Below are 15,110 nucleotides of genomic sequence, written 5' to 3'. Positions count from 1 at the left end.
ATGACACAGCAGCAGGCGATCCTCGGCGCCTTTCTTTTCATGGTGCCGGCGATGCTTCTTTCCGGCTTTGCCACACCGATCGAAAACATGCCGGACTGGCTGCAGCCGGTCACGTTGATCAACCCGCTGCGCTACTTTCTGGTGATCGTAAAGGGCATCTTCCTCAAGGACATCCCGTTCAGCGAGGTCTGGCGCCAAACATGGCCGCTCGGCCTGATCGCTGCCGGAACCCTCAGCACCGCGTCATGGCTGTTTCGAAGGAGACTGGAGTGACTCAGCTCGCAGCTCTTGCCCCCTCGATCGCCATATTGGCGGCAAACCATGCGCGCACCCATCATCGTGAAACTTGCGGGGTCCACGAACCAAGAAAACAATCGCAAACTTCGCATTGCTGGCTTCAAGGGCGGCGAGAGGCCATATCAACCCCGGCTTCTATCATTAGCGCTTTTGCGCTGGGAGATAGGTTGCGGTTGCAAATCGCTTCGATGCGGGAAATCTGGGCGCTGCGCCATCTGCGACGTCGCCGAGAGACACGGCGCCATCACGTATCTCGATGAAGTGCATGCCGTCGGCCTCTACGGTACCCATGGCGGCGGCGTTGCCGAGCAGCAGGGCGTCGCCGGGCGGCTGACGATCATCGAGGGAACGCTCGCCAAGGCCTTCGGCGTCATGGGCGGGTATATTACCGGGCCGGCGCTGCTGATGGACGTCGTGCGCAGTTTTGCCGACAGTTTCATCTTCACCACCTCCATGTGCCCGCATCTCGCCGCCGGGGCGCTTGCGGCTGTGCAGCACCTGAAGGCCCATCCCGAGGAGCGGGCGGAGCAGCAGGCGAATGTCCGGCAGCTCAAGGCGATGCTGGAGGCGGCGGACATGCCGGTCCTCGACAGCCCGAGCCACATCCTGCCCCTGATCATCGGCGATGCGCATCTGTGCCGCCAGACCAGCGAGCTGCTGCTCGCCCGTCACAACATCTATGTCCAGCCGATCAACTATCCGACGGTAGCACGGGGCCAGGAACGTCTGAGGATCACGCCGACGCCCTTCCACACGGAAGCGCACATGCGCGCCCTGGTCGAAGGCCTCATCGACGTGCGCGACCGGCTCGGCTGGCACGGCCGTCGGGCGGCAGCCTGATTTCTTACGTTGGTTTCTTGCAAAGGGAGGGACGGATATGCCCGCACACCTGATTACCGCCAACCGGCTCGCCGATGGCGTTGCCGTCTGGCTCGACGCCAGAGAGCGCTGGACCGAAGAGATCGAGAAGGCGATGCCCATCGATGAGGGAGGGCTTGCCGCATCTCTGGAGACCGCCCGCCTCAGCGAACGCGGCAATATCGTCGTCGACGTGCGCGAGATCGGCGCCGATGAAACAGGCGGGGAATGGAGGGCAAGCGCCAGGCGTGAACGCCTGCGGGGCAGCGGCCCGAGCGTGCGCCCCGACCTGGCGAAGAAGGCACCGGCCGCGCAATGGGCGGAGCCGCCCTTTCCGGAACCGCCCTCAGCCTCCTCGGTTTCGCCCTACGCCGGCATCTACCGCTATGACGAGTACGACCGGCAGTTCCTGCGCGACCGCGCCGAACAGTTCCGCCGCCAGGTGGACCGGCGGCTTGCCGGCGAACTCAGCGAGGAGGAGTTCAAGCCGCTCAGGCTGATGAACGGTCTCTATTTGCAGCTTCATGGTTATATGCTGCGGGTCGCCCTGCCCTATGGCGTGCTCAGCGCCGCGCAGATGCGCCAGCTTGCCTATGTCGCCCGGCACTACGACCGCGGCTACGGGCATTTCACGACACGCCAGAACATTCAGTTCAACTGGCCGCGACTCAAGGATGCGCCGGATATCCTGGCGATCCTGGCCGAAGCCGACCTGCATGCGATCCAGACCAGCGGCAATTGCGTGCGCAATGTCACGACCGACCATTTTTCCGGGGCTGCGGCCGAGGAAGTGGTCGATCCGCGCCTTTATGCCGAGATCCTCCGGCAATGGTCGACCGATCATCCGGAATTCACCTACCTGCCACGCAAGTTCAAGATCGCCATCACCGGCAGCCCTAAGGACCGGGCGGCCGTGCGGGTACACGACATCGGCATCCTGGCAAGCCGCAATGCCGCTGGCGAACCGGGCTTCACCATCTATGCCGGCGGCGGTCTCGGCCGCACGCCGGTCGTCGGCACCAAGGTGCGCGACTGGCTGCCGGTTCGCGACCTGTTGCGCTATGTCGAGGCGATCCTGCGCGTCTACAATGCGCTTGGCCGACGCGACAACATCTACAAAGCCCGCATCAAGATCCTGTTGCGCGAGATGAAGCCGGAGAATTTCATCCGGATGATAGAGGAAGAATTCGCTGGCCTGCCGGCCGATCACTGCGTGCTGGAAAACGAGATCGTCGAAGCCGTCGCCGCTCGCTTCGTTCCGCCGCCTTTCGAGAACCTGCTGCGCCATTCGGCAGAGCTTGAGCGGGCGCTTGCCGCGGATCGCGCCTTTCGCGCCTGGGTGAAAACCAATACGCATCCGCACCGGCAGGCGGGCTATATCTCAGCCGTCGTTTCGCTGAAGCCCGTCGGCGGCATCCCGGGCGACGTCAGTGCCGAAGAGATGGAGGCTGTCGCCGATCTTGCCGACCGGCATTCCTTCGGCGAGATCCGCGTCTCCCACGAACAGAACCTCGTGCTGCCGCATGTACGCAAGGACGATCTGCATACCCTCTGGAAGGGCTTGGTTGCAGCCGGGCTTGCGAGCGGCAATGTCGGGCTGATCACCGATATCATCGCCTGCCCGGGCATGGACTATTGCAGTCTTGCCACCGCACGCTCCATTCCCGTCGCGCAGCGCATCGCCGAGCGTTTTGCCGATCCCGAACGCCAGCAGGAGATAGGGGCGATTGATCTCAACATCTCCGGCTGCATCAATGCCTGCGGCCATCACCATGTCGGCCATATTGGCCTTCTCGGCGTCGACAAGAACGGCGAGGAGGTCTACCAGATCACCCTCGGCGGCTCGGCCGACGACAGGGCGTCGATCGGCAGCATCATCGGCCCGTCCGTCGCCTCCGAAAATGTCGTCGATGCCATCGAGGCTATCGTCGATGCCTATCTCGGCAACCGCATCGGGGGCGAGGCGTTCATCGACACTTACCGGCGGCTCGGCGCAACCCCCTTCAAGGAGGCCGTCTATGGCGCTGATTAATCAAGTGGGTAACGAGATTCCCGATCGCTGGATCTATCCGGAAGCAGGTGAACAAGGTTCGCTCGGGCCGTACCGGATCGCATCGTTCGATGTGTTGCAGGAACTCGGTGCGGTATCCCTTGAGGCACGACCGGCCGGCATTCTGCTGTCGCCGGAGACCTCGCCGGACCTTGTGGCGCCGTTTCTCGATCAGATTGATCTGGTGGTCATTCCATTTCCGAAGTTCCGCGACGGACGCGGCTTTACCGCGGCCCGTTCGCTGCGGCAGCGCCATGGCTTCATGGGCGATGTCCGAGCCATTGGCCACATCCTCCCGGATCAGCTTCCGTTGCTGGCGCAATGTGGTTTCACGTCTATCGTAACCCCCGCCGAGCATCCACCTGCACAATGGCAGCAGGCAAGTTCTGCCAGCGCGGCGGAAGGCGAACGTCCCCAGCCGCTGTTGCAGCGGCTCGTGAAACGCGGGAATTGAACCCATTCCGGAGGCCGCGATGAGCCGCCTCCATTCGCACCCGCGGGCATCGGGCGGCTACACAGTCAATCCGGCAAAGCCCATTATCAGCCTGAATAGCATGGCAACGACCGCAAGCGCGACGACGCTCGCGGTCCAGATCAGCACGAGCCAGCCAAACCGGCGCAACCAGTCTTTGCGGGTGGTCGCGTCCGGCATCAGTGATAGCCCTCGCCCGGCCTCACCTTGCCGCGGAAGACGTAGTAGGACCAGGCGGTATAGGCGAGGATGAAGGGGATAATGAAAAGCGCGCCGACCAGCGTGAAGCCCATGCTCTGCGGCGGCGCGGCGGCATCCCAGATCGAGATCGAAGGCGGGATGATATTCGGCCACAGGCTGATCCCCAGGCCGCTATAGCCGAGAAACAGCATGACGAGCGCCAGCAAGAAGGGTCCTGCGTGGGAGTCGCGCTGCAAGGCTCTGAGGGTCGCGAGCGTCGCAAGCAGCACGAGGACCGGCACCGGCGCAAAGAAGATCATGTTCGGCAGCGAGAACCAGCGGTCGGCAACCGGAGCATGGGCAAGCGGCGTCCAAACGCTGACGACGATGACGACGGCAAGCAGGCCGAGCGTCACCGGCCGAGCAAGGTCCTTCATGCGCTGCTGCAGTGGCCCTTCCGTCTTCATGACGAGCCAGGTTGAGCCGAGCAGCGCATAGGCGACGAGAAGGCCGAGACCGGTGAACAGGCTGAACGGCGTCAGCCAGTCGAGCAGCCCGCCGGAATAGGCGCCGTTGGTAACCTCGAAACCGTTGATGAAGGCGCCGAGCGACACGCCCTGCGAGAAGGTCGCGATATAGGAGCCCCAGGCAAAGGCCTTGTCCCAGAAGGGTTTGTGGGCCTCATCTGCCTTGAAGCGGAATTCGAAGGCGACGCCGCGCCAGATCAGCCCCGCCAGCATCAGGACGAGGGGCAGGTAGAGCGCGCTAAGGATGACCGAATAGGCGAGCGGAAAGGCGGCAAGCAGGGCCGCGCCACCAAGGACGAGCCAGGTTTCGTTGCCGTCCCAGACCGGCGCCACGGTATTGACCATCGTATCCCGGTCCTCGCGGCTCGCGACGAATGGAAACAGGATGCCGATGCCGAGATCAAAACCGTCCATGATGACGTACATCATAAGACCGAAGCCGATGATGATGGCCCAGATGAGGGGAAGATCGATGCCCATAGCCGTCAAGCCTCCTTCCGTCCGGCGTCAGCCGCCGAATCGACGTTGTCCGGTGCCGCAGAAAGCGGCCGCGCCGGCCGCTGCGATTGTACCTTGTCGTGCGGCGGATGTTCGTCGAAGGGCTGCGGTCCCTTGACGACCAGTTTCAGCATGTAGCTGACGCCGGTGCCGAAGACAGCACAGTACATGATGACGAACATGATCAGCGTCGTCGAGAGCGCCAGTGCCGAATGGTTCGAGACCGCATCCTTCGTCCGCATCACGCCGTAGACCACCCATGGCTGCCGCCCGATCTCCGTGGTGAGCCAGCCGGCAAGGATGGCGATCACGCCGGCTGGGCCCATGAGCGTCGCGAAACGCAGAAACGGTCTTGAGTAATAAAGTCCGCCCCGCCAGCGCAGATAGAGACTCCAGAGGCCAAGCAGCAGCATCAGCACGCCGAGACCAACCATCAGCCGGAAAGTCCAGAAGACGACCGCCGAGTTCGGCCGGTCCTCCGGCGCGAACTCCTTAAGGCCCGGAATGTGGCCGTTGATATCATGGGCGAGGATCAAGCTGCCGAGATAGGGGATCTCGATCGCAAAGCGCGTCGTTTCCGCCGCCATGTCGGGCAGTCCGAAGAGGATGAGCGGCACGCTCTCGCCAGGTATGTTCTCCCAGTGACCCTCGATAGCGGCGATCTTGGCCGGCTGGTGCTCCAGAGTGTTGAGGCCATGTTGGTCGCCGACCAGGATTTGGATCGGCGCCACGACGAGCACCATCCACATCGCCATCGAGAGCATGGTGCGCACCGCCGGCGTAGCGTTCGCCCGCAGCAGATGCCAGGCGCCAGAGGCGCCGACGAAAAGTGCGGTCGTGAGATAGGCGGCGATCGTCATGTGCGCCAGACGGTAGGGAAAGGAGGGATTGAAGATCACCTTCAGCCAGTCGACCGGCACGACGCGACCGTTAATGACCTCGAAGCCCTGCGGCGTCTGCATCCAGCTGTTGGAGGCCAGAATCCAGGTGGCCGAGATCAGCGTGCCGAGCGCCACCATGATCGTCGCGAAGAAATGCAGCCCGGGACCGACCTTGTTCCAGCCGAACAACATGACACCGAGAAAGCCGGCCTCGAGAAAGAAGGCCGTCAGCACCTCGTAAGTGAGAAGTGGTCCGGTGACGCTGCCGGCGAAAGACGAGAAATAGCTCCAGTTGGTGCCGAACTGGTAGGCCATGACCAGGCCGGAGACGACGCCCATCGCAAAGTTGACAGCGAAGATCTTCGACCAGAAATGATAGAGGTCGCGGTAGACCGCCTCCTGCCGCCACAGCCAGAGACCTTCGAGCACGGCTAAATAGCTGGCGAGCCCGATGGTGATGGCGGGGAAGACGATGTGGAAGGAAATCGTAAAGCCAAACTGGATGCGCGCCAGTTCCAGTGCCGTCAATCCGAACATAACGTATCCTCCTTCGGCTCGACAGGGATGGCAGGTCCCAGATCGGAGCCCTTGTTCGATTGCGGCTCGAACGCCACCGCCGACTTCGGCCGCGTGTCGACTGACAGCCGGAAGACATCGGGACGGGCGTAGTGCCCCACGACGTCGAGGTCATACTTGCCGCGCGCAATCACCCGCCGGTCGATCTCGGCAAGTTTGATGGTCTCTCCCGTGAAGTCGGGTTCGACGAGGATATTTCCGAGTGGGTCGATGATGCAGGAGCCGCCGCGAATGAGCACTGTCCGAGGATCATCTCCTTGAATGGGCGCGTAGTCCAGCGGCGCGTTGTCGCGCCTGAAATACTGGCAGGCCGAGATGACGAAGCATCGCCCTTCCAGTGCGATCGTCCGCATCGTCGGCAGCCATGTATCGCGGTCATCCACCGTCGGCGCGCAATAGAGCTCGACCCCTTGTGCGTACATCGCCATGCGCAGCTGCGGCATGTAGTTTTCCCAGCAGATGACGCTGCCGATACGGCCGAGCGGCGTATCGGCGACACCGATCGTCGAGCCGTCGCCAAAGCCCCACACGAGGCGTTCGAGCGCCGTCGGCATCAGCTTGCGATGCTTTCCGAGAAGCCGGCCCGATGGTCCGTAGGTGAGAGACGTGCAGTAAAGCGTTCCGCCGTCCCGCTCGATCACGCCGACGACCAGATGAACACAGTTGTCACGGGCGATCTCGCCAAGCCGTGCCGCCTCGGTGCCGGGCACGTCGATTGCGCTCTCGTGATAGCGCCGGAAGTCCTCGCGGCCTTCGGGGCTGCGCATGCCGAGCCGCGCCCCGAAGTCAATGCCTTTCGGATAGCCACCGACGAACGCCTCGGGAAACACGACCAGCCGAGCCCCCTTCCCTGCGGCATCGCGGGTGAGATCGGCAAGCTTCGCGATCGTCCTCGGCGTGTCGAATAGCACGGGTGCGGCCTGGATGACGGCGGCTTTGAAAATATCGGACATGACGATGATCCCCCAAAACCTAAACGACGGCCCTGGATGCCAGCGACGGCTGTGCAATCAGGCCGGAAAGCAAGGTGAGCGCGTCTTCCAGCGCGCCGCGATCCGGAGCGACGCCGAGCGATATTCTGACAGCCTCGATCGGATGCGCGCTCGTCGCGAAGGCAGAGCTTGCTACGATCGAGACCCCGGCGCGATCGGCATGTTCGGCAAAATCCGCTGCACGCCAATGATCGGGCAAACGCAGCCAGAGGTGATGCCCATGCGGATCGGCGGCAAAAGGAATGTCCCTGAAGATAGATGACGCCAGCTTCTGGCGCTCGACGTTCTCTGCCCGGATGGCATCCGCAATCCCCTCGAGGGTCCCGTCCGAGATCCAACGGCTTGCCAGCGCGGACATCAGGGGCGGAGCCATAAGGATCGTCGCACGCAGCACGCCGGCGAGCCTGAGTGCCTGGCTGGCATTCGGTGCCACCACATAGGCAACCCGCAGTGCGGGCGTTGCGCATTTCGAGAGCGTGGCGATGTGCCAGGTGATGTCGCTCGCCAGTTCCGCCACGGCGACGAGACGCTCCGGACGCAACGGCGCATAGGGATCGTCCTCGATGATCGCAACGCCATGCCTGCGCGCGAGCGCGGCAAGCGCCCGCCGCCGCTCTTCTGGCAACGTGGCCGTCGTCGGATTGTCGATCGTCGGGATTAGATAGAGGACTTTCGGCCCCTTCTCGCGGCAGACCTTTTCGAAGGCATCAGGAATGATGCCTTGATCGTCCATGGCCAGCGGCTCCAGGAGAATTCCTTTCTGCATGGCGACCGCCTTCAGGCCGGGATAGGTGACCGCGCCGGCAGCAATGACATCACCGCGGCTGAGCAGCAGATCGCAAATTGCGAACAGGGCGCTCTGCGCGCCTCCGGCAACGACGATGCGATCAGCAGTCGCGCCATCTATCCTCTGCCCGAGCCAATTGGCTCCCGCCTGCCTGTCCAGATCCGCGCCATTGCTCTCCTGATAGTGGAGGTTCAGCAAGCCTCGCGAGCCGGCCAATATATCGGAAATCCCCTGCGGAAAGATCTTCCGAAGGTTCGCGGCCTGCGGCTGAGGCGGGATATTCATGCTGAGATCGATCAAGGGCGACGAGCCCTCGGACGAACTGTTCGCCTCCAGAGTTTCGCTGATGAAGCTCCCCCTTCCGGCCTGCGCTTCGACCAACCCCCTCCTCCGGGCCTCGTTGAAAGCCCGTGTGACGGTGGTCAGATCGACATTCAGCACCTCGGCAATTGCCCGCTGCGGCGGCAGGCGCTCGCCGCGCGCGACGCGGCCTGACCGAATATCGGCCTCAAGCGCCTCGACGATCCCGAGATATTTCATGCGGGCGCCTTCAACCAACCGCGGTCGCCACATCTGGCTCACTCCATATGTATGGCTTATTGACATACATTATGTCTACCATGTATGGGGCGTAGATGAAAGCAATAAATTTAAGATCGCTTCTCGGCAACGCGCGGAGATGAGGATGCACGACCTCCATATAGATGCTCAAGGGCGATGGACCGCCAAGCGTCCTCTTTATACGCTGGAGATAACCGGCAAAGACATTGCCCAAATCAAGTCGGCCAGAGAGAGTATCCCGGCAGGAACGCCGATCAACATCGCCTTCCTCGGAAACGAAACGCATCAGCAGCGCATCGAGGCCGCCCGGATCATTCGCGACTGCGGTTTCGAGCCGGTCCCGATCATCTCATCCAGGAGGATCCGATCCCGCGAGGACCTGGATGATCTGGTCGCCGGGTTGATCGGAGCCGCACACCCACGACGGTTTATGTTCGTGGGAGGAGACCCGGCGGTGCCGGCCGGCCCATACGTGGATTCCCTCTTCCTTCTTGGAAGCCACGTGCTCGAGCGTCACGCGATCCGGCATGCGGGGATCGTTGGCTACCCGGAAGGGCATCCGAAGATCGAAAACGACAGACTGTGGGATGCGCTCCGGTGGAAGATCACCTTTCTGAAAGAGGCCGGCTGCTCGATCGAGATCACCACGCAATTCGGATTCGACGCGAGTGCCATCGTAGATTGGATCGCAAAGCTTCGCGGTTTCGGCATCGACGTTCCCGTGAGGGTCGGTGTGCCGGGACCGGCCGACGTCGGCAAGCTGACCCGCTTTGCCCGGCAATTCGGTGTCGCCACATCGGCGGCAGTTCTTCGTCAATACGGTCTCTCATTGACGAACCTGCTTCATCGAGCCGGTCCGGAGCGCTTTGCCGACCGGCTTCTTGACGGTCTTGAAGGTCGCCAATTCGGTCCAGTTCTTTTCCATCTCTATCCCTTCGGGGGTATCCTCGACAGCGTGCGGTGGATGACGGGCTTCCTGACGCAACGCCATGCCGCCATTGATGCCCTTACGGACGGCGACGTTGACGGCCCTCCCTCTATCGCAGCGCCGTCGATTGGGTAGGCCCTGGTCGATCGCGCGGCGATCGTCACCTCAGATCTTCGTCGGCCAAGCAGCCCACGGGCGAAGCACTCGATCGCAGCCATGCAGGCTTATGTATGGCTAACATAAAAAGGACCGTACAAAATGACTACCGCCTTGCAACCGCCATCAATCGTCGGCAGCGCACTACGCGAAGCGCTGCAGGCCTGCCCTCTCATCGCGGTCTTGCGCTGGATCACGCCGCAAGAGGTTGAGAGCGTGACGGAAACCCTCATCCAGGCCGGCTTTCGGCTGATCGAGGTGCCATTGAACTCGCCGGACCCCTATGTCAGCATCGAACGGCTCGCCCGCCGCTTCGGCAGCGAAGTGCTGGTCGGTGCCGGCACGGTCATGTCGCCGGACAGCGTTTCTCGTGTCGGCGATGCCGGCGGCCGGCTGATTGTGATGCCGCATGCGGATACGGCCGTCGTCCGCGCAGCGCGCAAGCATGGCTTCGCCTGCTTTCCCGGCGTCTCCACGCCAACCGAGGGTTTTGCGGCGCTCGATGCCGGCGCCGATGGTCTCAAGATTTTTCCGGCCGAGTCTATGTCGCCGTCTGTTCTCAAGGCTTGGCGCGCCGTCTTCGCCAACGACATTCCGCTCCTGCCGACAGGAGGGATCACGCCGGAGGCGATGGCTTCCTGGGTTGAGGCCGGCGCAAGCGGCTTCGGTGTTGGCGGCAATCTCTACCGCCCCGGGAAATCGCTGAAGGAAATAGCCGACAGCGCCGTCGCCTTCGTCAGCACCTGGCGTGAGATCTCCCACCACCAGACACGCGCATAAGAAAGAGTAGCGCCCGACGATACCGAATACCGGCTACAGCGATTGTAAGCGTCGGTTACGCACTCTGGATGAGGTCCAAAGAGCAGTCACAGGCGATCCAAGGCTGGCCGCGATCAGCGACCGCCTTTGTCTGGACTGCTCTGACGGAAACGAACTCCGAAAGTACTTGATACGCGAAAGCACCTGGCGGGATAACCGCGATCGTATCTCTTACACGCGATGCGGCCATTGCCCGCTGCGGTAGGCAGGATCTCGTCTGACCCGGAAAATTTGTGATCCGGCGGAATAATCCCGCTCCCGCGTTGTCTACCTCCCTGAACCCGCTCTTCAGCCCTCAGGGAGACCCGCATGATTGCACGACATACGAGACGGATCACCGCCACCGCGCTTGTGGTCTCGCTTGCGTTCCCCGCTTTTGCCCATGACCCGGCAGAGCATGCTCGGCGCACAGCATCGTCCACCACCAGCGACGAGGCCCCGTTCATCAGCGAAAACGATGCGGCGATGACCAAGATGATGAACGGCATGGTGGTCAAGCCGACCGGTGACGCCAATCGCGATTTCGTCGAGATGATGATCCCGCATCACCAGGGCGCGATCGATATGGCGCAGGCCTACCTGCGTTACGGCAGCAATGAGCAGCTGAAGCGGATCGCTCAGGAAATTATCGTCGACCAGCAGCAGGAAATCGCCGCCATGCGGCTGGCCCTCGGCGATCCGCTCCCTCCGTCGGAGCCCGCGCCGACGCAGGTCTCCCCGCAGGCCCCCGCCTCCTCCTCCATGCCCGGCATGGACCCCGACATGAAAATGGGCAATTGAAAAGGACCCCGTCATGAAGCCTACCCTTCTCGCTCTCAGCCTTCTCGCCGGCACGATGCTGGCGCCCCTGACGAGCTTCGCCGGCCAGGCGCCGGGTGCTGCCTCCGATCCGGATATTCCGGTCAGCAGCAAGGATCGTGTCTATGCGGCCGAGCAGTTCTCCAACACGGTTTCCGTCACCGATCCCGCCACCAACAAGCTTCTCGGCGTCATCAAGCTCGGCGATCCGCAGCCGGGCAATCTGAGCCCGCTTTATCGGGGGCAGGTCCTCGTCCATGGGATGGGGTTCTCGCCAGACCACAAGACCCTTGCTGTCGTTTCCATCGGCTCCAATTCGGTGACCTTCATCGATACGGCAACCAACACCGTCAAGCGCACCACCTATGTCGGCCGCTCGCCGCACGAGGCCTTCTTCACACCTGATGGCAATGAGGTCTGGGTCACGGTTCGCGGCGAGGACTATATCTCCGTCATCGATGCGCATACCTACGAGGAAAAGCTGCAGATCAAGGTTCCGGCCGGTCCCGGCATGCAGATCTTTTCGCCGAACGGCAAATACGGCTACATCTGCTCCTCGTTCAATCCGGAGACCGTCGTCATTTCCGTCGCCGACCATCAGATTGTCGGCCATATCAAGCAGGAAAGCCCCTTCTGCCCCAACATTGCGGCGACACCTGATGGCAAGCAGGTCTGGTTCACGCTGAAGGATGTCGGCAAGGCGCAGGTTTTCAATGCCGAGGCGCCTTTCGATCTCATCAAGACGATCGATACCGGACCGATCACCAACCACGTCAACATCGTTCACAACGCCAATGGCGAGTTCGCCTATATCACCGTCGGCGGCCTCAACCAGGTGAAGGTCTATCGCACCGACACTTTCGAGCAGGTTGCTACAATTCCGGTCGGTAACCTTCCGCATGGCGTCTGGCCGTCCGGCGACGGCACCCGCGTCTATGTCGGTCTCGAAAATGCCGATGCACTTGCCGCCATCGACACGCTGACGAACAAGGTGATCGCCACCATTCCGATCGGACAGGCACCGCAGGCGGTGAACTACGTCCCGAACGCAGTGCCCGAGGGCGATGGCATGCAGAATCTGCAGCCGCTCGGTGTTGCCGGACAGGCGGTTCACCTGACCTTGCGGGCTCCGAAGACGAAGGAAGCTGTCGCACCTACCAGCGTCTCCCTCTTCGATCAGGGCCTGTCGCAGGTGCTGCAGGCGTCGGTAACCGGTCTACAACCCAAGAAACCCTACATTCTTGCGCTCTCGACGCGGTCCGACGGCACCGGTGACCTTCAGCCGCTGGCTTCGTTCATCACGAATCCGGCCGGCTCGGCGATCGTCAACGCCGTCGGACCAATCCGTCAGATCGTCCAGAGCACCCGGAAGGCGGAGCGCCGCTATCTCGTCGTCGCGGCGGCTGGTGAAAAAGGGCCTGGCGACGTCGTTCAGGTCGAGGCGAAGTAGATCCCTTCCGCCCGCCGCCCGTGGTAGGGGTGGCGGGTGAAAGCTCCTGAAGGCGAAACTCTCATGAGTGACATTCTGCAGCTTGTCGAGCCGATGATACCGGCACTGCGCCGCTATGCGCGAGGCCTGCTGCGGGATACGGCTGCGGCCGACGATCTCGTCCAGGATTGCCTGGAGCGGGTCATAGCCCATTGGCATCGCCGCCGCAGCGACGATCCGCGCACCTGGGTTTTCGCCATTCTTCATAACCTCGCCGTTAACCGCCTGAGGCAGACGGTCCGTCGCGGCGAGCACGTGCCATTTGAAAAGGTGGATGAGAGCGCCTTCGCCCGGCAGCCGACGCAGGAGGACAGCCTGATGCGCCGGGATATCCTCCAGGCGCTCGATAAACTTCCGGATGAGCAGCGCAGCGTGCTTCTGCTGGTATCCGTCGAGGATCTGTCCTATTCGCAAACGGCCGCGGTGCTGGCGATCCCCGTCGGCACTGTGATGTCACGGCTGTCGCGGGCGCGAGAGCGGCTGCGGCAGATACTGGAAAATCCGGGACAGGCAGCACGAGGGCCTGCCGCACACCTTCGGAGAGTGAAATGAGCGTGAAACCGATCTCCGAGGACGATCTTCACGGCTTTGTCGACGGTGCGCTCGACGAGGTGCGTGAAGCCGAGGTTTCGGCCTATCTGGATGCGCATCCGGAAATTGCCGCGCGGATCGAAAGCTACGGCAGGCAGCGTCTCGATTTGCGGGCAGCACTCGATCCCGTTCTGGAAGAGCCGGTACCGAGCCGCCTCAACCTGAGCCGCATGATGGAGACGCGCACCCGAGGCCGGGCTCCGTTTTGGCGCGTGGCCGCCGCTGCGACCGTGCTTCTCGTGGCGGGCGGTTCCGGCGGCTGGCTATTGCACGATTTCTACCAGCCGCCGAGCGAGGGCGTTCTGGCGCTCGCACGCGAAGCATCCGACAGCTTTGCGACCTATGCCTCCGACAGGGTAAGGCCGGTCGAGCTGCGCGCCGACAACATGGCCGAACTGGTCGACTGGGCGACGCAGCGCATGGGCCGCAAGCCGGTGCTGCCGGACCTTTCGAAGTCCGGCTATCGCCTTATGGGCGGCCGTCTCATCGCCACGCCGCACGGCGCCGGGCTGATGCTGATGTACGACAACGACCGTGGCTCTCGCCTCGTCATGCTGACCCGTCCGATGGTAGTCGACCAGAACAAGACGATGACGGCACTTTCCAAGGGCGAGGTCGGCGGATGGAGCTGGGCGGCGAACGGAATGGGTTATAGCCTTGTCGGCGCATTACCACCCGATCTATTGCACCCGCTCGCAGACGACATTCGTCGCCAGGCCGAGCTGGGTGCTTGATCGGCGACTTCTTACCCGTGAGAAGGCCCACTGGGCATGATCCATTCAAGTACGCCGCATCTCCAGCGCTCTCGACGTGCGCTCCACCAATGCCGGCTCTCCACAGACAAAGGTAAACGGCCCCTGCGGCAGACCGGCAGACCAGTCGAGCGAATGAGCACAGCCGGCCTCCGCCGCTATGATCGCCGCGCCCGCCACGTCCCAGATATGTTCCCCGAAGCCGATATAGAGATCGGCCTCGCCGAGGATGACAGGGATCAGACCGGTCACCGCCGATCCCGTCCGCCGATCGGCCAGCCCCAGTTCGTCGCGCACGAAACCTGACAGCCAGCGATCGTTGTCCGTCGACATCCAGGTCGAAACGCCGGTGTAGGCGATACTGAGCTCGGCGGGTGTCCGGCGTGCCGGCAGCTTTTCCCCGTTTCGCCAGACGCCCTTTCCCGCTTCGGCCACGAGCATGGTTCGCTCGACTGGGGCATTCAGGGCTGCGGCGACCGGGCGATCCGACGCCAGGCCGATGGACACGGCCCAGGAGGAACCACCCCGAACGAAGTTATGCGTTCCGTCGATCGGGTCGATGATCCAGGTACGGCCGGATATGCCCGACAGGCTTCGTCCTTCCTCTCCCAGGATGCCATCATCAGGAAAGAGTCGACCGATCCCGGCCGCAATCATCTCCTCCACCGCACGATCCACATCGGTGACGAAATCAAGGTGGCCCTTGGCCGTTACGGATAGTTCTGACAGCGTCTTTTGACGCGACAGTGCCAAGTTTCCTGCTTGAGCAGCCAACTCGCTGATTTCGTGGACTAGCATCGGGTATCTCGCTTTAAATTGAAGCAGTGACGTAAATACAAAAGCCATGCTCATACGTATGCATGAATGTCGTAGGGGCGCGAATGGCGCCTAAAGCAGG

The 15,110-nt window shown here is 62.5% G+C and carries 16 protein-coding genes; 10 read left to right on the top strand and 6 right to left on the bottom strand.

What is annotated here, in order from left to right; translation table 11 throughout:
• The 4 genes from ACPYOI_RS13540 to ACPYOI_RS13525 form a co-directional block, all read left to right on the top strand.
• Window positions 1–273, top strand: a 273-nt coding sequence (locus ACPYOI_RS13540) for an ABC transporter permease (RefSeq protein ID WP_481422946.1), incomplete at its 5' end; no start/stop codon positions are given.
• 48 nt (window positions 274–321) lie between these two features.
• The gene (locus ACPYOI_RS13535; protein ID WP_481422945.1) at window positions 322–1,137 is read left to right on the top strand and encodes an aminotransferase class I/II-fold pyridoxal phosphate-dependent enzyme; all 816 of its coding nucleotides are present in this window, start codon (window positions 322–324) and stop codon (window positions 1,135–1,137) included.
• Between the two features lie 37 nt (window positions 1,138–1,174).
• Complete coding sequence (locus ACPYOI_RS13530; protein WP_481422944.1) at window positions 1,175–3,187, top strand: DUF2849 domain-containing protein; 2,013 nt, start codon at window positions 1,175–1,177, stop codon at window positions 3,185–3,187.
• Window positions 3,174–3,659, top strand: a complete 486-nt coding sequence (locus ACPYOI_RS13525) for a DUF934 domain-containing protein (protein ID WP_481417785.1) — start codon at window positions 3,174–3,176, stop codon at window positions 3,657–3,659. Before ACPYOI_RS13530 ends, ACPYOI_RS13525 begins: the two co-directional genes overlap by 14 nt.
• Before the next feature lie 57 nt (window positions 3,660–3,716).
• Here the strand turns inward: ACPYOI_RS13525 and ACPYOI_RS13520 are convergent, their stop codons facing one another.
• The 5 genes from ACPYOI_RS13520 to ACPYOI_RS13500 are packed head-to-tail and all read right to left on the bottom strand — an operon-like array spanning window position 3,717 to window position 8,691.
• On the bottom strand, window positions 3,717–3,857 hold the full coding sequence (locus tag ACPYOI_RS13520) for a DUF2474 domain-containing protein (protein ID WP_481417786.1): 141 nt from the start codon (window positions 3,855–3,857) through the stop codon (window positions 3,717–3,719).
• Window positions 3,857–4,864 (bottom strand): cytochrome d ubiquinol oxidase subunit II, encoded by a 1,008-nt coding sequence (gene cydB, locus ACPYOI_RS13515; RefSeq protein WP_481417787.1) that lies wholly within the window; start codon window positions 4,862–4,864, stop codon window positions 3,857–3,859. Before cydB ends, ACPYOI_RS13520 begins: the two co-directional genes overlap by 1 nt.
• A gap of 5 nt (window positions 4,865–4,869) precedes the next feature.
• Window positions 4,870–6,300 carry a cytochrome ubiquinol oxidase subunit I gene (locus ACPYOI_RS13510; protein WP_481417788.1) on the bottom strand — a complete coding sequence of 477 codons (1,431 nt, stop codon included), beginning with the start codon at window positions 6,298–6,300 and terminating at the stop codon, window positions 4,870–4,872.
• A complete protein-coding gene (locus ACPYOI_RS13505) occupies window positions 6,288–7,292 on the bottom strand; it encodes a carbon-nitrogen hydrolase family protein (protein WP_481417789.1) in 1,005 nt (334 codons plus the stop codon). Before ACPYOI_RS13505 ends, ACPYOI_RS13510 begins: the two co-directional genes overlap by 13 nt.
• A gap of 19 nt (window positions 7,293–7,311) precedes the next feature.
• Window positions 7,312–8,691 carry an aminotransferase-like domain-containing protein gene (locus tag ACPYOI_RS13500; RefSeq protein ID WP_481422943.1) on the bottom strand — a complete coding sequence of 460 codons (1,380 nt, stop codon included), beginning with the start codon at window positions 8,689–8,691 and terminating at the stop codon, window positions 7,312–7,314.
• Window positions 8,692–8,803: 112 nt separating this feature from the next.
• Between ACPYOI_RS13500 and ACPYOI_RS13495 the strand changes: the two genes are divergently transcribed.
• The 6 genes from ACPYOI_RS13495 (at window position 8,804) to ACPYOI_RS13470 (ending at window position 14,194) form a co-directional block, all read left to right on the top strand.
• Complete coding sequence (locus tag ACPYOI_RS13495) at window positions 8,804–9,742, top strand: methylenetetrahydrofolate reductase (protein ID WP_481420035.1); 939 nt, start codon at window positions 8,804–8,806, stop codon at window positions 9,740–9,742.
• Window positions 9,743–9,865: 123 nt separating this feature from the next.
• A complete protein-coding gene (locus tag ACPYOI_RS13490) occupies window positions 9,866–10,543 on the top strand; it encodes a 2-dehydro-3-deoxy-6-phosphogalactonate aldolase (RefSeq protein WP_481422942.1) in 678 nt (225 codons plus the stop codon).
• Between the two features lie 348 nt (window positions 10,544–10,891).
• A complete protein-coding gene (locus ACPYOI_RS13485; RefSeq protein ID WP_481420033.1) occupies window positions 10,892–11,362 on the top strand; it encodes a DUF305 domain-containing protein in 471 nt (156 codons plus the stop codon).
• Between the two features lie 13 nt (window positions 11,363–11,375).
• The gene (locus tag ACPYOI_RS13480; RefSeq protein ID WP_481420032.1) at window positions 11,376–12,830 is read left to right on the top strand and encodes a YncE family protein; all 1,455 of its coding nucleotides are present in this window, start codon (window positions 11,376–11,378) and stop codon (window positions 12,828–12,830) included.
• A gap of 63 nt (window positions 12,831–12,893) precedes the next feature.
• A complete protein-coding gene (locus ACPYOI_RS13475) occupies window positions 12,894–13,421 on the top strand; it encodes an RNA polymerase sigma factor (protein ID WP_481420031.1) in 528 nt (175 codons plus the stop codon).
• Window positions 13,418–14,194 carry an anti-sigma factor family protein gene (locus ACPYOI_RS13470; protein ID WP_481420030.1) on the top strand — a complete coding sequence of 259 codons (777 nt, stop codon included), beginning with the start codon at window positions 13,418–13,420 and terminating at the stop codon, window positions 14,192–14,194. Before ACPYOI_RS13475 ends, ACPYOI_RS13470 begins: the two co-directional genes overlap by 4 nt.
• Window positions 14,195–14,239: 45 nt before the next feature.
• Here the strand turns inward: ACPYOI_RS13470 and ACPYOI_RS13465 are convergent, their stop codons facing one another.
• Window positions 14,240–15,010 (bottom strand): inositol monophosphatase family protein, encoded by a 771-nt coding sequence (locus ACPYOI_RS13465; protein WP_481422941.1) that lies wholly within the window; start codon window positions 15,008–15,010, stop codon window positions 14,240–14,242.
• Between the last annotated feature and the right edge of the window lie 100 nt (window positions 15,011–15,110).

It is taken from the genome of Rhizobium sp. SVR5-2C (assembly GCF_056755115.1).
The sequence above is the reverse complement of the archived record's forward strand: the minus strand, read 5'-3'. Positions and strand labels throughout refer to the sequence as shown.